Raw genomic sequence first — 20557 nt, 5'->3', positions numbered from 1 at the left:
TACGAGAATTCCTGCCGATCTCAACCGATCGTTAATCATAATTCGAAAGGTTGTCTCAACATTCATTACTGATTTGTTGAGCCCTTTCCATGCATCGATTTTTCGTTCTTTCCTGGATCGCCCTTGCGGCCGCCCTCTCCGCCTGCAGCACGACCAGACAAGCTCCCGACACCTCGATCAAAACCGCCTCCGTAGTTGCGCCCGAGGGGCGGACGCCTTCCGGCAATCCGGCCAAGGATGATGATGCAACGCCGCTCTTTCTCGGCCCGCATCACCTTTCCGGGAGGACGCTGGAGGTCTCTTCACTTGCCGATTTCAAGCTCAACGACAAGGAAGTGATCCTGAGCTTCGACGATGGCCCGATCCCCGGCCGGACGGACAAAGTGCTGGCGATTCTCGACCAGTTCGGCGTCAAGGGCGCCTTCATGATGGTCGGCGAGATGGCCGAGATGCATCCGGCGCTGGCGCGCAAGGTGGCAATGGAGGGCAATGCGGTCGGCAGTCACACCTATGACCATGCCAACTTGACCTCGCTGAGCTTCGATGCGGCAATGGACGAGGTGCTCAAGGGCGAGCTGGCGGTGACCAAGGCGACGGGAACAGACGTCTCCTTCTTCCGCTTCCCCTATCTCGCCGAGAGCCAGAGGCTGCGCGCCGCTATCGCCATGCGCGACATGGTCGTCATGGATGTCGACATCGACAGCAAGGACTATTTCACCAGCACACCCCTGTCCGTGACGCAGCGGACGATGAACCTGCTGCACAAGCGCGGCCGCGGCATCGTTCTGATGCACGACATCCACAAGCGCACCGCGAGGATGTTGCCGACCCTGCTTTCGAAACTCGAAGCCGAAGGCTACAAAGTCGTGACGCTGAAGTTCAAGAAGCCGCAGGTACCGAACGATCTCGTCGCCTCGGCCGATGTGGTGATGACCCGCTAACGCGCCTTGCCAAGGCGGAGCAGGCTGCCTAGATCTGGGCGACGTCAATGCAAGCGGCAGCTCAGATATGAACCTTCATCTCGAAACGGACGAAGATCCGCGGACCCGCCAGTTCATCGCTGAACACAATGCGCTCTCCGACGCGGCATTGAGAACGCAGCAATTTGCCGAAGATCGCGACGCGATCAAAGCGCTTATCGAGCGGCAGGACAGGCTGATCGTGCCGATGCGCCGCGGGGGCTGGCTGTTCGATTTCCGGCAGAGCAAGGACAATCCGCTCGGCGTCTGGCTCCGCCTGCCGGCGGACCAGGCTCCCCTGCCCGATGCAGCCTGGGAGCCGGTCTTCGATCTCGATGCCTTCTGCGCCGGCGAAGGCAAGCGCTGGAACTGGCGCGGCGCCGTCACCTGCCCGTGGGAACCGACCCGCGTCCTGCTCATGCTTTCGGACGGCGGTTCCGACCTCATCCGCCTGCTCGAATTCGACGCCGAACGCAAACAGGTCGTGACGGGCGGTTTCGACACGCCCGCCGCGCGGTCGCATGGCACGTGGCTCAGCCGCGACGAGATCTGTTACTTCGGTTCGATCGACCGATTTTCGGCGACCCGCTCGGGATGGCCGCGCGTCGGGCGGCGGTTGAAGCGCGGGCAGCGGCCGGAAGAAGCCGCCATCATGTTCGAAGCCGCAGACGAGGATGTCTATGGCTTCAATCTCGTCATCGACCCTGCCAGATCGGGCGGTTCGACAGGTACCGGGCTGATCGACATTTTCGTCGCCAGCCATGAAATCGGCGTGGCCAGCGCTTTCCTCATTGCCGATGACGGCGCGCAACGGCGCATCGATCTGCCCAAGGAAGCCGATTTTCAGTTCAATCATAATCATTGCCTCTGGCGAGCAAAGACCAAGGAGCGCGTTGCGACCGGCAGCCTGGTGCTGCAACGCTTCGACCCCAGTTCGGACACGATGCCGCTGGGGCCGGAGCGGATCCTGTTTCAGCCCGGCGAAGGCCAGTCCGTCGCGCAGATGATGCTGATGCGCGAATGGTGTGTCTTCATCGTTTCCGACCGGCTGCGGCCGCGACTTCTGGTGCTCGACCTCACAAAGCCTGATGCCGAACAGCGGGAAATCGCGCTGCCGGCGGAGATGCAGACGGCTTATGTCAGGCCCCTCTATGCGGATCTGCATCATGGCAACGACACACTCCACATCGTCGGCCAGGGTTTCCTGCAGCCGCCGACCTGTTACCGTCTCGAACTCTCCGATCGCAGCAGAGAGCCCGAGCCGATCTTCACAGCGACGGCGCCGAGCTATTTCGATGCGACTGATATGTCGTCGGAACTGCTGGAGGCTGTGTCCGAGGACGGAACCAGGGTCGCCTACCGGCTGGTGCTGCCGCGGCAGTGGACCAATGGCGCACTGCCGGTGCTGATCTACGGCTATGGCGGATTCGACGTCTCGCTGTCGCCGAATTACTCCGGCGTAACCGGCCGCTGGCTAGAGCAAGGTGGCGCCTATGTGCAGGCCTATATTCGCGGCGGCGGTGAATTCGGGCCTGACTGGTATCGCAGCGCCAAACGGCACGGGCGAGACCGGGCCTTTGCCGATTTCGTCGCCATCGCCCGCGATCTGGTCGCTCGCGGTTACACCATGCCATCCCGAATTGCCTGCCAGGGCGGCAGCAATGGCGGCCTGCTGACGGGCGTGATGCTGACGCGCTACCCGCATGATTTCGGCGCGGTCTGGTGCCAGGTGCCGGTGCTCGACATGACACGCTTCCACCTGTTCAGCGCCGGCCAGGCGTGGATGGATGAATATGGCGATCCAGATACGCCGGCGGACAGGGAATTCATGCTCGGCTATTCGCCGCTTCACAATATCCGGCCGGCCAGCGAGGTCACTTATCCGCCGATCTATATTGAAAGCTCCAGCAATGACGATCGCGTGCATCCCTCGCACGCACGCCGTTTTGCTGCGCGGCTGGAGGAAGCGGGACATCAACTGCTCTTCCACGAATTCGGCTTAGGCGGGCATGGCGGCGACGGCAGTTCCGAGGAGCGCGCCGCCCGCGCGGCGATGGGTTACAGCTTCCTTCGCGAGACCATCATGCGATAGGATAGAAAGGAATGGAGGAGCAGAGCTTGTCGGCGCTCTTCTTTCTGCTACAACACGCCCAATAAATCATACTTTTCATACAGGCACGAGCGAAACACATGTCCCCTATCAACCTCGCCATCGTCGGCGTCGGCAAGATCGTCCGCGACCAGCACCTCCCTTCCATCGCCAAGAACCCGGACTTCAAGCTCGTCGCCACGGCAAGCCGTCACGGCACGGTCGAAGGCATCAACAGCTACACCACGATCGACGCGATGCTCGACGCCGAGCCTTCGATCGATGCCGTGTCGCTCTGCATGCCGCCGCAATATCGCTATGAAGCCGCCTATAAGGCGCTCGTCGCCGGCAAGCATGTCTTCCTGGAAAAGCCGCCGGGTGCAACGCTGAGCGAAGTGGCCGACCTCGAGGCGCTGGCGAACAAGCAGGGTGCTTCGCTGTTTGCCAGCTGGCATTCTCGTTATGCGCCGGCCGTCGAATCCGCCAAGGCCTTTCTTGCTTCGACGACGATCAAAAGCGTGCATGTGATCTGGAAAGAGGATGTCCGCCACTGGCATCCGAACCAGGACTGGATCTGGCAGGCCGGCGGCCTCGGCGTTTTCGATCCCGGCATCAATGCGCTGTCGATCGTCACCCATATCCTGCCGCGGCAGGTCTTCATCACCGGGGCTGTGCTGGAATTCCCAGAAAATCGTGATGCGCCGATCGCCGCCGACATTCACTTCCGCGATGCAGACGGCCTGCCGGTTCATGCCGAATTCGACTGGCGCCAGACTGGCAAGCAGAGCTGGGACATCGTTGCGGAAACGGCAGCCGGCCAGATGGTCCTCTCCGAAGGCGGCGCCAAGCTTTCCATCGACGGCACGCTGACATTCGCCGAACCGGAACAGGAATATCCTTCGCTCTATCGCCGCTTCGCTGAGATCATCAAGGCGGGCAAATCGGATGTCGATCTCGCACCCCTGCGCCACGTCGCCGATGCTTTCATGCTCGGCAAGCGGAAATTCGTCGAGGCGTTCCACGACTGAGCCATTTGAGGTCCTTGCCTGTCGGCTCCGACGGCAAGGACCCGCTCAAGCCTTCTTCTCCCACCGCCCTTCCGGTGTCTGCTGCCAATAGGTGAGGTTATGCCCCTCGCCTTTCAGCTTCTTCCATTGCGCGCGGGCAGTTTCCAACTGCTCCTGATCGTGACCGTCGAACATGAAGACGACGCGCTCATAGGCATCGGCCGGCGGCGGCTCGGCACCGTCGACAACGAAACGAACCGTCGCCGCATTGGCATTGTCCCCCGTCGCCGTCAAAAGCACCGGCTGGCTTTCGGCAAAATCACCTTCGTCGGTCCCATGCGGCAGGAAACTCTCCTCCCGGAACGTCCAAAGATGCGCATCGAGTGCATCGCGCCGCGCCGCCTCGCGCGTCTGGACGACGACACGCCAGCCGCGCTCGACACTTTTGTCGAGGAGCGGTGGAAGCGCGTCTTCCAGCCTGGTTTCGGTCAGATGATAGAAGAGAACGTCGGTCATCGGGATTCATGATGCGCGCGAACGAGCTCGTCGAGCAGGCGCACGCCGAAACCGGAACCCCAGGACTGGTTGATCTCATCCTGCGGCGAGCCCATCGCCGTGCCGGCGATATCGAGATGCGCCCAAGGCGTCTCCTGGACGAAGCGTTTGAGGAAATGCGCCGCGGTGATCGAGCCGGCCTGACGGCCGCCGGTGTTCTTCATGTCGGCGAATTTGCTGTCGATCAGCTTGTCATAATCCTTGCCGAGCGGCAGGCGCCAGAGTTTCTCGTTTGTGGAAAGGCCGGCCGCCGTCAGCTGTGCCGAAAGCTCGTCGTCATTGGAGAACAGGCCGGCGTGCACGTTGCCAAGCGCCACCACGATTGCACCGGTCAGGGTGGCCAGATTGATCATGAACTGTGGCTTGAAGCGATCATTGCAATACCAGAGTGCATCGCAGAGCACGAGGCGGCCTTCGGCATCGGTGTTGATCACCTCGATCGTCTGGCCGGACATGGAGGTGACGATGTCGCCCGGGCGCTGGGCGTTGCCATCGGGCATGTTCTCGACCAGGCCGATGATGCCGACCGCGTTGACGGCGGCTTTGCGGGCGGCGAGCACGTGCATCAGGCCGGTCACGGCGGCGGCACCGCCCATATCCCCCTTCATATCCTCCATGCCGGCGGCCGGCTTGATCGAAATGCCGCCGGTATCGAAAACGACGCCCTTGCCGATGAAGGCGACCGGACGGTCCTTGCTCTTGCCGCCCTTCCACTGCATGACCGCCAGACGCGGCGGACGCACGGAGCCCTGCGCAACACCGAGCAACGCACCCATGCCGAGACGGCGCATTTCCTTCTCTGTTAGGATCTCCACCTCGACGCCCAGCTTTTCCAGTTCCTTCGCCTTGGCGGCGAATTCGACAGGTCCAAGCGCGTTCGGCGGTTCGTTGACAAGGTCACGGGCGAGATTGACACCGCCTGCGATCGCTTCGGAATCGGAAAACGCCTTCCTGGCGCCGGTCGCATCGGCGGTGACGATCGTCACCTTAACGGGTTTTGCCGGCTTTTCCTCGTCATCATTCCTCTTTGTCTTATAGGCATCGAAGCTGTAGGCGCGCAGCAGCATGCCGAGCGCGAAATCAGCGGCGGCGCGCGCGTTCGTCTCAAGGCCGGGCACGTCGACGAAGATGGCGGCCTTGTCGGTATTCTTGATTTTCGACGCCGCGGCGCCGCCGGCTTTCAGCCAGTCGTGAGCGGTGAGTTCGCTGGCCTTGCCAAGCCCGACGACAACGATGCGCTCGACGGGGGCTCCTTCCGGGGCGACAATATCAAGCGCGGCCATTGATTTAGCGGAGAATCGAGCGATCTTGGCAGCCTTGGCGATCACGCCTGCCGGATCAGCCGTTTCGGTGCCTGCGGCGCTGTCGGCCTCCGCAGTTTTCAGCAGGATCGCGAGCCCGCCATTGAGCTTTACCGACTTCGAGAATGAAATTTCGAACTTTACTGACATGTCTTCTCCGCTGGGATTCTTGAAATCCGTCCCTGGCGGATAATTTCGCGTTTGGCGGGTCTGTCAATGGCTCGCGACTATTGTTATGGTCGCCCGCGGCCGTCCAGGCTCTCGTGTTTTCGTCAGTTACGTAGATATTCGCGTTGACAGTTTTTTCGAAAAATCGATGGCAGGGCCCTGTGATCCGCCTGCCGAAAACGACTTTCGGTGCATTCCTGTTTCTGTTCTGGGCGTGGTGGGCGCTGCTTGCCATCTTTCGCGCCTTCCCTGGAATAGACGTTTATTTTTCCCAGCTTTTTTTTGTGGGCGCAGATTGTGACGCGACTGCCGCTGCCGTGAGCATCTGCGGCGGCTTTCCCTATCGCGACTCGGGGAATTTCGACCTGCTGCGAACCATCTTCTTCCGCCTGCCCTACGTCGTGGCGATCGTCATGGCGTGGAAACTGATCGAATGCTACCAGCAGCACGGCGCGACCTTCAACGCCGAGCGGGCGCGTAAGCTCAAGGTCGCGCTCGGAACGCTGCTGATCGGGCCGGTGCTGCTCGTCAATGTTATCCTGAAGGAACATTGGGGCCGGCCGCGGCCGGTGCAGACGGACATTTTCGGCGGGAGCCTGCATTTTGTCGAGGCCGGCTCACTTGCCGGCAAATGCGTCTCGAACTGCTCCTTCGTGTCCGGCGAGGCGGCGAGCGCTGGATGGCTGTTCTGCCTTCTGCTCTTCGTCCCGAAATCGCTGCGTTATGCGCTGGTGCCACCGGTCGCCGCGATCTCGCTCCTGACGCCCGCCATGCGGCTATCCTTCGGCGCGCATTATCTTTCCGACGTGACGCTCGGATGGCTCTCCTCGCTTGTCATCTTCGCAGCGCTGCTGGCGTTAACTGAGTCGCAACAGGGCCAAAAAAATTCTGAAAATTGAATGAATTTTTGACACCTGCTTGTCGCAAAAGCGCGACAAAGAGCGTAGAGGGATTCTCCTGCAAGCCGTTTTGGCGTGCAGGTGCTTTCAAGGGCCGGCATGAAACTACTCGAGACATACATATTGCGGCGCGTCGGCCAGATGTTTCTCGTGGCGCTCCTGCCCGTGTTGGCAATCATCTGGACGACACAGGTCCTGCAGCGCATCAATCTCGTCACCGACAGCGGCCAGTCGATCGGCTCGTTTGCCAAGCTGGCGACGATGATCCTGCCGTCGATCATTCCCGTGGTGCTGCCCTTCGCCCTCGTCATCGCCATCACCCAGACGCTGACGACGATGAACAACGATTCCGAGCTGACCGTCATCGACGCGGCCGGGGCACGGCGCACCATTCTGGTCCGGCCGATCCTGCTGCTTGCCGCCGTCATCAGCGTCTTTTCCTTTTTCGTCGACAACATCGTCGAGCCACGGGCAAAGACGGTGGCGCGTCAGATGATCGCCGAAACCTACGCCGATCTCCTCTCCTCGGTTATCGAAGAAAAGACCTTCCGCAAGCTCGACGAAGGTCTCTATGTGCAGATCTCACAACGCCTGGCGGGGCGGATGCTGAAGGGCCTATTCGTCGCCGACGAGCGGGACCCGGCCTACGAGCTCATCTATTACGCCAAGGAGGGCGCCGTCGACGATACCGGCACGACGCTGATCATGCACGACGGCGAGGTGCATCGCAAAACGCCCGACGGCAACGTCTCGGTCATCAATTTCGATTCCTATTCCTTCGACCTCTCCGACATGACGGAGAGCCGCGGTCAGGCGACGCTGAAAGCCAGCGACCGTGACCTGTGGTTCCTGTTCAATCCGGATCCGAACGACAAGGACTATACGATCCGCCCCCAGAGCTACCGCGCCGAATTGCATCGACGGCTGACGGACTGGATCCTGCCCGTCGTCTTTGCATTGTTCTCACTGGGGATCGCCGGCGACGCGCGCTCGCACCGGGAGGCTCGGCTGCATCCGATGGTGAGCGCGCTCGGCTATGCTTTCGCGCTACGATGGGCTGCTTTCTACGCGGCAAACCAAATCGACACCGATCCGGAATATATCGCGGTTCTCTACGCTATCCCGATCCTCAGCAGCATCATCTCGATCATCTTCCTCGGCCTGCACAAGCGACTGGTCATGCCTTCGTTCGTCTGGGACCGGATATCGGTTTCCTGGAGACGCATGCAGGAAAGACTGCTTACCGCGACCAGCAGGTCCGGCGGGGGCGCGGCCCAATGATGTTCGGGACATTGTCGCGTTATTTCTTTCGCCGTTATCTGGCGACGACCTGCTGGTTTCTGATCGGCGTATCGGCGATCGCCTTCCTGCTTGATTTCAGCGAGACGGCTGGGCGCATGTCCGGCCTGCCCGGCTACACGATCGGCGGCGGCATCGTGATGACCGCCGTGCGCCTGCCGCTCATCCTGCAGCAGACTATCCCCTTCGTCGCCCTCTTCGTCGGCATGACGGTGCTGATCGGGCTCAATCGGAAATATGAGCTCGTGGTCACGCGCGCGGCCGGCATCTCGGTCTGGCAATTCATGTTTCCGTTCATCGCCGGCTCAATTGCGCTCGGAGTGCTGACGATGACGGCGCTCAACCCGCTTGCCGCCTGGGGACAGCGCCAGGCGCTGCTGGTCGAGTCCGACTGGCGTGGCGAAAACGCGGCTCTGCGCAAGGCGCCGCAGATTCCGTGGCTGCGCCAGATCAGTGGCCGCGACGATGTCATCATAGGCGCCCAGACGGTCCAGGAGAACGGAACCAAGCTGATCGACGCCGTATTGATCCATTTCGATTCAAGCGGCCGAGTCATTCTGAGACAGGATGCCGCCACGGCAAAGTTGGAAGATGGTTACTGGCAGCTTAACGGCGTCGTCGAGCGCAAGCCTGGCGAAATCCCACTGCGCAAAGCTTCGGTCCAACTTCGCACCAATCTGAAACAGGATTTCGTTCAGGAGCGGCTGACAGCGCCGGAAACAATTGGTTTCTTTGACCTTTCCAATCGCATTGCGGCGGCCAAATCCTTCGGCATCTCGACCAAGGCCTTGGAGACGCAATTCAACTCCCTGTTGTCTCAGCCTTTGCTGCTGGTGGCCATGACTCTCATTGCTGCAACAGTGTCCCTAAAATTTAGCCGGTTCAACCAATCCCGCTCCGTGATTCTGGGTGGAATCCTGTCAGGCTTCATGCTTTATGTCGTCACCGTGCTTGTTAAAGCATTCGGAAGCAGTGGAGTCGTGCCTCCCTTCGTGGCGACCTGGATACCGGTTGTCGTCGCGTTGGCCTTGGGCGCGACTATTCTGCTTCATCAGGAGGACGGCTAGTGGCGGTAGGCGACCGCAAGTATTTTAGTAAACAGTTGGTTGCCCTGCTTGTCGGTGCGGCTCTATGTTCCTATTTCGGCAGCGCCCCGGCCTCCTATGGCCAGGCCAACACGCCTGAACAAAATATCGAGAATAAGATTCCCGAAGGGGCCAAGCTTCTGCTTTCGGCCAATGAACTCGTCTATAACCGTGACGCCGAACTCGTGTCGGCGATCGGCGGCGTGCAGATCAACTATGGCGGCTACAAAATGGTCGCGCAGAAGGTCGAGTACAACCAGAAGACCGGCCGGATGATGGCGCTCGGCAATGTCGAGCTCGTCAGTCCGGACGGCAACCGCATCTACGCCGACAACCTAGACGTGACCGACAATTTCGCCGACGGGTTCCTGAACTCGCTGCGCATCGAAACTTCCGACAATACGCGTATCGTCGCCGAAAGCGGCGAGCGGGTCGGCGGCACGAAGATGATTCTCAACAAGGGCGTCTATACCGCCTGCCTTCCCTGCGCCGAAGATCCGAAGCGCGCACCGTTCTGGCAGGTCAAGGCCAAGCGCGTGATCCAGAATGGCGAAACCCATACGATCCGCCTGGAGCGGGCGCGTTTCGAGCTGCTTGGTTACCCGATTGCCTTCGTGCCGTTCATCGAGGTTCCCGACAATACGGTGAAGCGCAAGTCCGGCTTCCTGTTCCCGACGATGAGCCTGTCGCAGAACCTCGGCTTCGGCCTTTCCATTCCTTATTATTACGTGATCTCCCCGAGCATGGATGCGACGGTCACGGCGACCGGCTACACGGCCCAGGGCTTCCTGGTCGAAGGCGAATTCCGTCAGCGATTCGAAAACGGCACGCATATCCTGCGCGTCGCCGGCATCGACCAGGCAAAGCCGGACAATTTCAGCTCCGGCACCAGCGATGCCGAAGCCGAGCAGCGCGGCATGGTGGCGTCAAAGGCGGAGTTCCGCATCAATCCGCGCTGGACGTTCGGCTGGGACGTCATGGTGCAGAGCGACAACAATTTCTCAAAAACCTACAAGCTGCGCGGCTTGAGCAGCACCGATCGCACGAACCAGATCTACCTGACGGGGCTCGGGAAACGGAATTATTTCGACATGCGGGCGTTTTATTTCGACGTCCAGGATGCCGATCGGACGAACACGGCCGAAAAGCAGCAGGCCATCGTCTATCCCGCGCTTGATTATCACTATGTCGCGCCTCAGCCGCTTGCAGGCGGTGAACTTTCTGCGGACGTCAACCTGACGAATATTTCGCGCACACACGACGACTTCTATACCGTCGACGGATTCGACCGGTTCCGTGGCCTGAAGGGCCAGACTTCGCGTCTGACGGCCGAACTTCAATGGAAACGCACCTATGTCACGCCGACCGGTCTGGTGATCACGCCGCTTCTGGCCGCGCGCGGCGACGCTTTCGCGTTGAACATGAACGACCCGACCGGTTACGCGGGCAATTATCTTGACGACGAATCCGCCACTCGCTCGATGTTCACCGCCGGGCTGGAGATGCGGTATCCGATCCTGATGACGACTGATAACAGCACGCATATTCTGGAGCCGATCGTCCAGATCTATGCGCGCCCCGACGAGCAGCTCGCCGGCCGGCTGCCGAACGAGGATGCACAGAGTTTCGTTTTCGATGCCACCTCGCTCTTCGACCGCGATAAATTCTCTGGTTACGACCGCGTCGAAGGCGGCACCCGCGCCAATGTCGGCTTCCAGTATACCGGGACGTTCGACAGCGGTTACAAGCTGCACGGCATTTTCGGCCAGTCTTATCAGATCGCCGGCCAGAACTCGTTCGCGACCGATGACCTCGTCAATGTCGGCGCGGATTCGGGCCTCGAAACCGACCGCTCCGATTATGTCGGCCTCGGCGGCGTCGAAACGCCGTACGGTGTTTCCGTTGCGGCCTCCTACCGGCTCGACGAGAAGGATTTCGAATTTCGCCGTGGCGACCTGACGACAGCCTACCAGAACGACACCTTCCAGACGCAGGTGACTTACACGCATCTCAGCGCCCAGCCGGCCTATGGCTTCGCCGAGGACAACGACGAGATCCAGACCAGCAGCAAGGTCAAGTTCAAGGACTATTGGTCGATCTTCGGCGGCATCGCCTGGGATCTGAACAACGATGTGATCAGCCGCCGGACACTCGGCCTTTCGTATGAGGACGAATGCACGATCTTCACGATCGCCTATACGGATAGCAGGGATTCCGACGACGAGTCGGCAAGCGACTGGACGATCGGCGCGCGGCTGACGTTCCGCACGCTCGGCGACATCAAGATCGGCTCCGACACTCTCTCCAACTAGCCGGCGGACGGCGTAAACATGGCCTCAAGTCATTCTTTCGCCGTAAGCCTGTGCAGGACATTGCCGCCAGTCGATATCCGAGGCATAGGAGTTTCGCGCCGCGATGGAAGCCATTTCCGCGTGTCTCGCACTGTGGTAAGGACGCCGCGATCAAAGTCTCGCGGCGCTATTGGGAGGTCAACAGATGATTGACGCGAAAAAAGCCATAACCGCCTTTCTCGCCGGCGCAGCGATTGCCTTGCTGACGGGCCTTGCCGGCCCGGCGCTTGCGGCAAGCGGAGTCCAGGCCGTGGTGAACGGCACAGCCATCACCAGCGGCGACGTCGCCAAGCGTCAGGCCTTCCTGCGCCTGCAGCATACCAAGGCCGACGCCAAGACCGCCACGGAGCAATTGATCGACGAGACGCTCAAGCGCCAGGAGGTCGCGCGCGTCCATATGTCGGTTTCGCAGCAGGACGTCGACGCGTCTTTCGCACGCTTTTCGGCCGGCAACAAACTTTCCGTCGAACAGATGTCGCAGATCCTCGATCGCGCCGGCGTGGGCGTCGACCATTTCAAAGGCTTCATCGCCGTGCAGATGAGCTGGCCGCGCGTCGTCAATGCCCGCTACGGTTCGACCTCGCGGCTGTCAAATTATGATCTCGTCTCGCGCATGATGCAGAACAACAAGCAAAAGCCGGTGACGACGGAATATATGCTGCAGCAGATCATCTTCGTCATTCCTGAGGCCAAGCGCGGCGCCATCACCGGTAAGCGCAAAGGCGAGGCCGAGGCATCGCGCTCGAAATTCCCCGGCTGCGATCAGGCAAAGACCTTTGCCGCAACGATGCGCGATGTTTCCGTGCGCGATCTCGGCCGCATGCTTGCTCCCGAGATCCCGCCGGATTGGAAACCTCTGGTCGAGCAGGCCAAGGGCAACACGACAGGCACCCGCGTTACCGAGAAGGGCGTCGAATATCTGGCGATCTGCAGCCAGCGCCAGGTCTCCGACGACCAGGCCGCCGAAATGGTCTTCCGCCAGGAGGATCTCGACAAGTCCAAGGCCGGCAAGAACGGCCCACCGGAAAACGAAAACAGCAAGAAGTACCTGGACGAACTGCGCAAGAAAGCGCAGATCGCCTATCGCTGACCGACGATGGCGATACCCTTCTCACGACCGCTTGCGCTGAGCCAGGGCGATCCCGCCGGCATCGGACCGGATATCACCCTGACGGCCTGGCTCCGGCGGCGTGAACTCGGGCTTCCGCCTTTTTTCCTGATCGGCGATCCGGATGTTCTGGCTCTACGGGCCCGCCAGCTCAATCTGGCGGTTTCCATACGTGAGGTCGACACGGCCGGCGAGGCCACCGGCATATTTGCCGATGCTCTGCCCGTCATGAGCGTGCCGGCCGGCATTGAGGTGGTGGCCGGCGAGCCGCATGCGGCAACGGCGAAGGGCACGATCGCGGCGATCGAGAAAGCAGTCTCGCTTGTCATCGGCGGCGAGGCACTCGCAGTCGTCACCAATCCGATCGCCAAGGGCGTGCTCTACGAGGCGGGTTTCCGGTTTCCCGGCCATACCGAATTTCTCGCTGATCTTGCCGCCAGGGCGACCGGCAGGCCGGTGACGCCGGTCATGATGTTGTCGGGACCGAAACTGAGGGCCATTCCAGTTACCATCCACATTCCTGTCCGCGATGTGCCGCAAGCACTGACCGGCGAACTGATCATCGAAACCTGCCGGATCGCCGATGCGGATCTCAGGCAGCGCTTCGGTATCGACGCGCCGCGCCTTGCCGTCGCCGGCCTCAACCCGCATGCTGGTGAAGGCGGAGCGATCGGCACGGAGGATGAGGACATCATCCGCCCATCGATCGAGCAACTGCGTGACGAGGGTATCGACGCGATCGGCCCCCTGCCCGCCGATACGATGTTCCATGACGATGCGCGGGCGCGATATGATGTCGCCATCTGCATGTACCACGACCAGGCGCTGATCCCCGCCAAGGCACTCGGTTTCGACGACAGCGTCAACGTGACCCTCGGGCTTCCCTTCGTGCGAACCTCGCCGGACCACGGCACCGCTTTCGGCATTGCCGGCAAGGGACTGGCGCGCGAGCAGAGCCTGGTTGCGGCACTGAAGCTTGCCGCCCAGCTCGGCCGCGCCGCCGAAGGCCGCCGCTGATGGCAGCGCTCGATGGCCTGCCGCCACTTCGCGACGTCATTCAGCGTCACGGCCTCGATGCGCGCAAGGCGCTCGGGCAGAACTTCCTGCTCGACCTCAACCTGACGCAGAAGGTCGCCCGCACCGCAGGCGCGCTCGAAGAGACCACCGTTTTCGAGGTCGGCCCCGGCCCCGGCGGGCTGACCCGGGCGATTCTGGCGCTCGGCGCCAAGAAGGTCATCGCGATCGAGCGGGACGCGCGCTGCCTGCCGGCGCTTGCCGAGATCGCCGACCACTATCCCGGCCGACTGGAGGTGATCGAAGGCGATGCGCTGAAGACGGGTTTCGAGTCACTGGCGCCGGAAGGACCCGTCAAGATCATCGCCAACCTACCCTACAATGTCGGTACGCAGCTGCTGGTCAACTGGCTGCTGCCAAGGGCCTGGCCGCCATTCTGGCAATCGCTGACGCTGATGTTTCAGAAGGAAGTCGGCGCGCGGATCGTAGCCGGAGAGGACGATGACCATTACGGCCGTCTCGGCGTGCTCTGCGGCTGGCGGACCGAGGCGCGCATGGCCTTCGACGTGTCGCCGCAAGCCTTCACGCCGCCGCCGAAGGTGACTTCGACGGTGGTGCATCTTGTCCCCAGGGCGAACCCGATCCCGTGCGCCATCGCCAATCTGGAAAAAGTAACGCAGGCCGCCTTCGGCCAGCGCCGCAAGATGCTGCGCCAGAGCCTGAAGCCACTCGGCGGCGAGAGCCTGCTCATCAAGGCGGGAATCGATCCGGCGCGGCGGGCGGAGACCCTCTCAGTCGAAGAATTCTGCCTTCTCGCAAATAGCCTTTAGCGCCACATCTCCTGTTGGATGCACAAAGGACGTGCCTTAGATCGAAGGCCGTCCCTTTGCACAGGCGATCGGACGGCTGGGTTGATGAGGAGCGCTTTACCTGCAGATCGCTTCGGCCAGAAAGGCGCGCATCGCCTCGCCGAAGGGCGGCCGCATCATAAGTTCCGCCTCCACCATCTTGCTCTGGTGATAGACGGCGCGCGGATGCGAGAAGGCGAGGAAACCGAACTTGCCGTGATAGGCGCCCATGCCGGAATGACCGACGCCGCCGAAGGGCAGGCCTTCCGCCGTAACGTGGCTCATGCAATCGTTTATGGTCACGCCGCCGGAGATCGTATTGTCAAGAACGCGACGCTCCTCTTCGCCATCCTCGCTGAAGTAATAAAGGGCGAGCGGACGCGGCCGGGCGTTGATGCGATCGATGACGTCGGCGACATCGCGGTAGGAAAGAACCGGCAGAACCGGCCCGAAGATTTCCTCCTGCAGCGCGCGCATATCGTCGGTGGGATCGAGGATCAGGGTCGGTGGCATGCGGTGAACCGGTTGCTGCGAGAAGTTCTCTCCTGCCGGGTTGATTTCGACGATGCGGGCGCCCTTGGCCCTGGCTTCGTCGACTAGGCCCTGCACGCGGCCATGATGACGGGCATTGACGATCGAGGTGTAGTCAGGATTGTCCTTCAGCGTCGGATACATCGCACCGACCGCCGCAACGGCGTGCTCGGCAAAGGCTTCAACGCTTTCCTCGGGCACGTAGACATGATCCGGGGCCAGACAGATCTGGCCGGCGTTCAGCGTTTTGACCGTCATGACCCGACGCGCCGCGTCTGCGAGATCGGCCGAACGGCCGACGATAACGGGCGACTTGCCCCCGAGTTCGAGCGTCAGCGGCGTCAGATTTTCCGCCGCCGCCCGCATGACCTCATGGGCAACCGCCGTGCCGCCGGTGAAGATCAGATGGTCGAAGGCAAGCGAGGTAAAAGCGGTGCCGGTCGCCGGTCCGCCTTGTACCACCGCAATTTCCGTTTCGTCGAAGGAGCGGGCAACGAGTTCCGCCATCAGCGCGGCCGAAGCCGGCGTCACCTCCGACGGTTTGATCATGGCGCGGTTGCCGGCGGCGAGGATGCCGGCAAGCGGGGCAAGGGCGAGCTGATACGGGAAATTCCACGGGCTCAGGATGCCGACCACCCCCTTAGGCTGATAGACTACCTCGGCAACAGCGTCCGGGAACAATGCCTCATGCTGCTCCGGCTTCAGCCATTCGGCAAGATGAGCCCTGGCATATTTGAGCGAACCGACGCAGGTGAAGACGTCGAGAAGCAGGCTCGCCTCGACGCTGCGGCTGCCGAAATCATCCGACAGGGCCGCCGCAATTGCATCCTTGTGATCGACGAGAAGGGCGATGACGCGGTCGATGCGGTCGATGCGGGTCTCGATATCAGGCGGCCCCTCCCTAAGGAAAGATGCCCTTTGCCGGGCAAGCAGCGCCTTCATGGTGTCAGCACTGGTATCGGTGGCGATTGGGGTGACGGTGTTCATTGATTCCTCCCTAAAACGATGTCAGGCGGCAGGCTGGCGCACGATCGGTTTCAGCACGATGCCTCTTTCCGAGTCCTCCACCGCCCGGTTGATGTCGGCAAAATCGTAGAAGCAGACGAGCCTGTCGAACGGGAATCGCCCTTGGCGATGAAGGTCGATCAATAGCGGGATCAGCACGTCGGGATTGGAATCGCCCTCGACGATGCCGCGCACCCGGCGTCCGCCGGACAGGATATGGGTGAGGTCGAGCGTCAACGTCGCCCCGTGCGGCGAAGCCCCGACGATGCCGCATGTGCCACGCGGCGCCAACACCCGCACGCATTGGTCGATGACGGCCGGCACGCCGGAGGCATCGATAGAATAGTCGACGCCGGCACCGGTCAGCGCCATAATCGCGGTGACGGCGTCGATCTTCTTGCCGTTGACGATGTCGGTCGCCCCGAGTTCGGCGGCAAGCGCCAGCCGCGTCTCGTTGACATCAACCGCGATGATTCGTGACGCGCCGACGACGCGCGCCGCCATCACGGCGGCCAGACCAACAGAGCCCATGCCGAAAACTGCGATTATTTTTCCAGGCTCGACGTCGAGCGCGTTCATCACGGCGCCGGCGCCGGTCTGGATACCGCAGGCGAGTGGGCCAAGCAGCGCCAGATCCGCATCTTTCGGCACTTTCACGATATTGCGTTCATGGCAGAGCGCGTGGCTTGCAAAGGACGATTGTCCGAAAATATTGCCATGAATCCGCTCTCCCTCGCATGAGAGTCCGGTCGAACCGTCGGCGCGCGCACCGAAGAAATTGCGCGGGAAAAATTCGTGGCAATAGGTTTCCTCGTGATCTCTGCAGCTCGGGCAATGACCGCAGGAATTGAAGGTCATGACCACGTGATCGCCTGGCGCAACCTTGGCGACGCCCGGCCCGACACGTTCGACGATGCCCGCGCCTTCGTGACCGAGCACGACCGGCTGCGGCACCGGCAGATGCTGGTCGCGCATGACGATATCGGTATGGCAAACGCCGGTCGCCACGACGCGAACCAGGATCTCCCCCTCGCGCGGCTCCTCCAGATCGAGCCTTTCCAGCGAAAACGGCATATGCGGCGCACGCGCCACCGCGGCATGGATCTTCATTCTATCCTCCTCCCGAGATCAATCCGCGCCCTCAGCCGCGCCTGTAGGCGCCGAGTCCCGGCTGATAGGTCTTGTCGTCGAGGAACTGCTTCAGTCCCTCGTCGCGCCCCTTGGTCTTGTCGAGAAACAGCATCTGCTCCAGCTTGGCGTAGATGTAATCGTCGGCGAGATCCCACGGCAGGTTGCGCACCCGCTTATAGGTGTCCTTGGCGGCCTTCAGCGTCACCGGGTTCTTTTCGAGCAGGCTCGCGCAAATCTTGCGAACCCGGGTTTCGAGTTCGGCGAGCGGCACGGCCTCGTTGACGAGACCCATTTCGGCAGCCTTGCGCCCGCCGAAGAGTTCGCCGGTCATGATGTAGTAGAGGGCGTCGCGATGGCGCATCACCTCGGCCACCGCACGCGTGACGTTGCCACCCGGCAAGATGCCCCAATTGATCTCGGAAAGGCCGAAATTCGCCTCCTCGGCGGCGATGGCAAGGTCGCAGGAAACAAGCGGTGTGAAGGCGCCGCCGAAGCACCAGCCATTGACCATGGCGATCGTCGGCTTTTCGAAGTACATCAGCCGACCCCACCAGCCGCCGGATTGGCGCCGCGCCTTCAATGTGGCATCGCGCGGCTTGTCGTCATTGTCGCGAAAATATTCCTTGAGATCCATTCCGGCGGACCAAGACTCGCCGGCGCCGCGCAGGACGAGCACGCCGCAGCGCTCATCGCCCTCGAGCTCATCGAGTACCTCCAGCATCCGTGCATTCAAGGCCGGATTCATCGCATTGCGCTTTTCCGGTCGGTTGAGGGTCACGAAAGCGATGCCGTTATCGAACTCGACCAGAACCGGCGATTGGTCTTCAGTCATGAGGTCACTCCATTGGTTTCGGCGTGATTGCCGAGGGCCGTTTCATCAGGCCTGTCGTTGAAGGGTTTCGTCGGCATGAAGCTGGCGCAGAACATGTTTCTGCACCTTGCCGGAGGCGGTGCGGGGAACGGCTTCGACGAAGAGGATCTGCGCCGGGCGCTTGAAGGCGGCGAGCCTCGCCGCGCAATGGCCAGCAATCGCCTCGCCCGTCACCACGGCGCCCGGCCGCAGCACGACACAGGCGACGCCACATTCTCCCCACCTGTTATTGGGAATGCCGACGACCGCGACGTCGAGGACATCGGGATGGCTTGCGAGTACGGCCTCGACTTCGGCCGGATAAACATTCTCACCGCCGCTGATATACATATCCTTCAGCCGGTCGACGATGCGATAGAAGCCGTTTGCTTCGCGCCGGCCGAGATCGCCGGTACGGTACCAGCCATCGGTGAAGGCGGCGAAGGTTTCGGCAGGCCTGTTCCAGTAGCCCGGCGTCACCGCCGGTCCACGCAGCCAGAGCTCGCCAATCTCGCCGCGGCCAACGTCGTGGCCACCCTCGTCGACAATGCGGATGTCGACCAATGGTGCGGGAAGACCGACGCTGCCGGGATTGTCCTGCACCGCGCGCCGGTCGATCGGCACATGCAGCACCGTTCCGGCCTCGCTCATGCCGTAACCGTTGACCAGCGCAACGCCGTCATCGAGATAGCTTTCGATCAGCGCCTGCGTCAGCGGCGCGCCGCCGACGAAGAGCGCATGCAGGCCAGAGAGAGCCGCGGCGCTGTAGGCGGGATCGTTGCGCAGAGCGAGGGCGATCTGCGGGACGGCGAAATAATGGGTGACGGCGCGCTCACGCAAGACGGCCAGCGTGCGCGCCGGGGTGAAGCGGTCGGAGATGACGAGCGTACCGCCCAGCATCAATGTGGTGCGGGCCACGGCGATCAGGCCGATCGTGTGGAAGAACGGCAGATCGCACAAAGCAACCGAAGCCGGCCCGATTTCCCCGACGAAGGAAAAATTGATGGCGGCAAAGAAAGCATTGCGGCCGGTGATGACTACGCCCTTCGGCTGCCCTGTCGTGCCCGAGGTGTAGAGAAGGACGCACGCCCGATCGGCATCTCCGGACACCGGATCGGCGGAGGCGCTCGCCTCGATGCGGGCCGAAAGCCCGGCTGGGCCATCTGCCGTGGAGATCACCGCCATGCCAGGATCGACATCTGCGAGGCTTGCCACAACTTCCGAAAACTCCTCGTCGCGGACCAGGAGCGCCGGCGCGCAATCGGCAAGTATCGGCAGCAGTTCGGCGGCGCCGAGACGCCAGTTAAGCGGCACATAAACGGCGCCGACGCGCTGGCAGGCAAAAGCCAGCACGATCGAATCGATCGAGTTGCGCGCCAGCATAGCGACCCGCGCCCCGTCCTGGCGTGCTCCGAGGATATCATCGAGGAAACCGGCGCATCGGGCGATCCGCATATCGAGCTCGGCATAGGTAAGCTCCCGGCCGGTGGCGATCTCGAACAGGGCCTGTCGATCCGGCGCGACACGGGCGCGGTAAAGGATGGGATCATCCGCCACCAGTCCGCAATCGACGAACGAAGACATTCCGGAATGGGAATGCGCCATTTTTCCTCCCATGCCAGCCGCTCCTCCGCGGCCGACAAATTTGTATGTAACACATACTAATATTTTTTGAGCAGGATGCAAGAGGCTGCTCGCAGCAAATCCGTTTACGCCGACAAGCTCTGGGAAATCTTCGGGCGCATATTGACTAAGCTGCTGATTTTGATGGTTATGGCGCCTTGACCGGGCGAGAACGAATAATGGCCGCAAAACCACCGAAGGATGATTTTGAGAGCGAGGATGCTCCGGCGACGCCATTGCTCGACGTCGGCCGGCTTGGCGATCTCCTCGGCTTTCACCTGCGCATGGCGCATGTCGCGATCTATCGTGACTTCGCTGGAACCATGGAAGAGCTGGCGCTGACGCAAAAACAGCTCGCGGTGATGGAACTCCTTGCAGTCAATGCGGGCGCATCGCAGATCGACTTGGCCAATACGCTTGGCACCGACCGCGCAACGATGATGGCTCTCGTCAACCGGCTGGCAGCTCGCGGCTTCGTCGAGCGCCGCCCTTCCGCGGCGGACCGCCGCCGTCAGGAACTGCATCTGACGATGGCGGGACACGCCATGCTCGCGCAGGCGCGCAAGCTGATCGATGCACACGAACGGCGTTTCATCGACCTTTTTTCGCACGACGAAATGGATGCTCTGCTGGCTGCGCTGAAGCGGATATATAAGCGCGACTGAAACCTGCTCCGCCCTTTGCCGGCTTGCCAGAGCAGCATAGGAGCCTTGGCAACTCCGGCGATGCCATGC

Annotated in this window: 17 protein-coding genes; 11 read left to right on the top strand and 6 right to left on the bottom strand. The window is 61.7% G+C overall.

All coding sequences use genetic code 11. The features are described from left to right. Positions 1-89 precede the first annotated feature (89 nt). The 3 genes from PH551_RS09390 (at position 90) to PH551_RS09380 (ending at position 4076) form a co-directional block, all read left to right on the top strand. Positions 90-941, top strand: coding sequence for a polysaccharide deacetylase family protein (locus PH551_RS09390; protein ID WP_285192787.1), 852 nt, complete (start codon positions 90-92; stop codon positions 939-941). A gap of 67 nt (positions 942-1008) precedes the next feature. Continuing rightward, positions 1009-3051 (top strand): prolyl oligopeptidase family serine peptidase, encoded by a 2043-nt coding sequence (locus PH551_RS09385; protein ID WP_285192786.1) that lies wholly within the window; start codon positions 1009-1011, stop codon positions 3049-3051. 98 nt (positions 3052-3149) lie between these two features. Further along, positions 3150-4076 (top strand): Gfo/Idh/MocA family protein, encoded by a 927-nt coding sequence (locus PH551_RS09380; protein ID WP_285192785.1) that lies wholly within the window; start codon positions 3150-3152, stop codon positions 4074-4076. Positions 4077-4121: 45 nt separating this feature from the next. Here PH551_RS09380 and PH551_RS09375 read toward each other — a convergent pair whose 3' ends face one another. After that, positions 4122-4571 carry a DNA polymerase III subunit chi gene (locus tag PH551_RS09375; RefSeq protein ID WP_285192784.1) on the bottom strand — a complete coding sequence of 150 codons (450 nt, stop codon included), beginning with the start codon at positions 4569-4571 and terminating at the stop codon, positions 4122-4124. Continuing rightward, a complete protein-coding gene (locus PH551_RS09370; protein WP_285192783.1) occupies positions 4568-6061 on the bottom strand; it encodes a leucyl aminopeptidase in 1494 nt (497 codons plus the stop codon). Before PH551_RS09370 ends, PH551_RS09375 begins: the two co-directional genes overlap by 4 nt. A 143-nt stretch (positions 6062-6204) precedes the next feature. Here PH551_RS09370 and PH551_RS09365 point away from each other — a divergent pair, with 143 nt between their 5' ends. From PH551_RS09365 to rsmA, 7 genes are all read left to right on the top strand, one after another. Beyond that, the gene (locus tag PH551_RS09365) at positions 6205-6978 is read left to right on the top strand and encodes a phosphatase PAP2 family protein (RefSeq protein ID WP_285192782.1); all 774 of its coding nucleotides are present in this window, start codon (positions 6205-6207) and stop codon (positions 6976-6978) included. 99 nt (positions 6979-7077) lie between these two features. Beyond that, a complete protein-coding gene (locus PH551_RS09360; protein ID WP_285192781.1) occupies positions 7078-8259 on the top strand; it encodes an LptF/LptG family permease in 1182 nt (393 codons plus the stop codon). Further along, positions 8256-9344 (top strand): LPS export ABC transporter permease LptG, encoded by a 1089-nt coding sequence (lptG, locus tag PH551_RS09355; RefSeq protein ID WP_285192780.1) that lies wholly within the window; start codon positions 8256-8258, stop codon positions 9342-9344. The genes PH551_RS09360 and lptG overlap by 4 nt, the downstream gene beginning before the upstream one ends. Further along, the gene (locus PH551_RS09350; RefSeq protein WP_285192779.1) at positions 9344-11674 is read left to right on the top strand and encodes an LPS-assembly protein LptD; all 2331 of its coding nucleotides are present in this window, start codon (positions 9344-9346) and stop codon (positions 11672-11674) included. The genes lptG and PH551_RS09350 overlap by 1 nt, the downstream gene beginning before the upstream one ends. Before the next feature lie 184 nt (positions 11675-11858). Beyond that, a complete protein-coding gene (locus tag PH551_RS09345; RefSeq protein ID WP_085777659.1) occupies positions 11859-12803 on the top strand; it encodes a SurA N-terminal domain-containing protein in 945 nt (314 codons plus the stop codon). Positions 12804-12809: 6 nt separating this feature from the next. Next, a complete protein-coding gene (gene pdxA / locus PH551_RS09340; protein ID WP_285192778.1) occupies positions 12810-13838 on the top strand; it encodes a 4-hydroxythreonine-4-phosphate dehydrogenase PdxA in 1029 nt (342 codons plus the stop codon). Further along, positions 13838-14665 (top strand): 16S rRNA (adenine(1518)-N(6)/adenine(1519)-N(6))-dimethyltransferase RsmA, encoded by an 828-nt coding sequence (gene rsmA / locus PH551_RS09335; RefSeq protein WP_285192777.1) that lies wholly within the window; start codon positions 13838-13840, stop codon positions 14663-14665. The genes pdxA and rsmA overlap by 1 nt, the downstream gene beginning before the upstream one ends. 96 nt (positions 14666-14761) lie before the next feature. Here rsmA and PH551_RS09330 read toward each other — a convergent pair whose 3' ends face one another. Genes PH551_RS09330 through PH551_RS09315 form a run of 4 tightly spaced genes read right to left on the bottom strand, consistent with a single transcriptional unit; the run spans position 14762 to position 19805 of the window. Then, positions 14762-16201, bottom strand: a complete 1440-nt coding sequence (locus PH551_RS09330) for a coniferyl aldehyde dehydrogenase (protein ID WP_285192776.1) — start codon at positions 16199-16201, stop codon at positions 14762-14764. Positions 16202-16222: 21 nt separating this feature from the next. Beyond that, the gene (locus PH551_RS09325) at positions 16223-17329 is read right to left on the bottom strand and encodes an NAD(P)-dependent alcohol dehydrogenase (RefSeq protein ID WP_285192775.1); all 1107 of its coding nucleotides are present in this window, start codon (positions 17327-17329) and stop codon (positions 16223-16225) included. A gap of 31 nt (positions 17330-17360) precedes the next feature. Then, positions 17361-18182, bottom strand: coding sequence for a p-hydroxycinnamoyl CoA hydratase/lyase (locus PH551_RS09320; protein WP_085777654.1), 822 nt, complete (start codon positions 18180-18182; stop codon positions 17361-17363). Positions 18183-18227: 45 nt separating this feature from the next. Then, complete coding sequence (locus tag PH551_RS09315) at positions 18228-19805, bottom strand: AMP-binding protein (protein WP_285192774.1); 1578 nt, start codon at positions 19803-19805, stop codon at positions 18228-18230. Between the two features lie 197 nt (positions 19806-20002). Between PH551_RS09315 and PH551_RS09310 the strand changes: the two genes are divergently transcribed. After that, positions 20003-20488 (top strand): MarR family winged helix-turn-helix transcriptional regulator, encoded by a 486-nt coding sequence (locus PH551_RS09310; RefSeq protein WP_085777652.1) that lies wholly within the window; start codon positions 20003-20005, stop codon positions 20486-20488. Positions 20489-20557: the final 69 nt, after the last annotated feature.

Origin of the sequence: Rhizobium atlanticum (assembly GCF_030182485.1) — a bacterium.
Taxonomy (GTDB): Bacteria; Pseudomonadota; Alphaproteobacteria; order Rhizobiales; family Rhizobiaceae; genus Rhizobium.
Note: the sequence above shows the minus strand (reverse complement) of the source record. Positions and strands in the feature narration are given on the sequence as shown.

Bases quoted from the DNA above. Each gene is read 5' to 3' on its own strand.
- PH551_RS09390 (WP_285192787.1), top strand. From the start codon at position 90: ATGCATCGATTTTTCGTTCTTTCCTGGATCGCCCTTGCGGCCGCCCTC.
- PH551_RS09385 (WP_285192786.1), top strand. From the start codon at position 1,009: ATGAACCTTCATCTCGAAACGGACGAAGATCCGCGGACCCGCCAGTTC.
- PH551_RS09380 (WP_285192785.1), top strand. From the start codon at position 3,150: ATGTCCCCTATCAACCTCGCCATCGTCGGCGTCGGCAAGATCGTCCGC.
- PH551_RS09375 (WP_285192784.1), bottom strand. From the start codon at position 4,571: ATGACCGACGTTCTCTTCTATCATCTGACCGAAACCAGGCTGGAAGAC.
- PH551_RS09370 (WP_285192783.1), bottom strand. From the start codon at position 6,061: ATGTCAGTAAAGTTCGAAATTTCATTCTCGAAGTCGGTAAAGCTCAAT.
- PH551_RS09360 (WP_285192781.1), top strand. From the start codon at position 7,078: ATGAAACTACTCGAGACATACATATTGCGGCGCGTCGGCCAGATGTTT.
- lptG (WP_285192780.1), top strand. From the start codon at position 8,256: ATGATGTTCGGGACATTGTCGCGTTATTTCTTTCGCCGTTATCTGGCG.
- PH551_RS09345 (WP_085777659.1), top strand. From the start codon at position 11,859: ATGATTGACGCGAAAAAAGCCATAACCGCCTTTCTCGCCGGCGCAGCG.
- pdxA (WP_285192778.1), top strand. From the start codon at position 12,810: ATGGCGATACCCTTCTCACGACCGCTTGCGCTGAGCCAGGGCGATCCC.
- rsmA (WP_285192777.1), top strand. From the start codon at position 13,838: ATGGCAGCGCTCGATGGCCTGCCGCCACTTCGCGACGTCATTCAGCGT.
- PH551_RS09330 (WP_285192776.1), bottom strand. From the start codon at position 16,201: ATGAACACCGTCACCCCAATCGCCACCGATACCAGTGCTGACACCATG.
- PH551_RS09325 (WP_285192775.1), bottom strand. From the start codon at position 17,329: ATGAAGATCCATGCCGCGGTGGCGCGTGCGCCGCATATGCCGTTTTCG.
- PH551_RS09320 (WP_085777654.1), bottom strand. From the start codon at position 18,182: ATGACTGAAGACCAATCGCCGGTTCTGGTCGAGTTCGATAACGGCATC.
- PH551_RS09315 (WP_285192774.1), bottom strand. From the start codon at position 19,805: ATGGCGCATTCCCATTCCGGAATGTCTTCGTTCGTCGATTGCGGACTG.
- PH551_RS09310 (WP_085777652.1), top strand. From the start codon at position 20,003: ATGGCCGCAAAACCACCGAAGGATGATTTTGAGAGCGAGGATGCTCCG.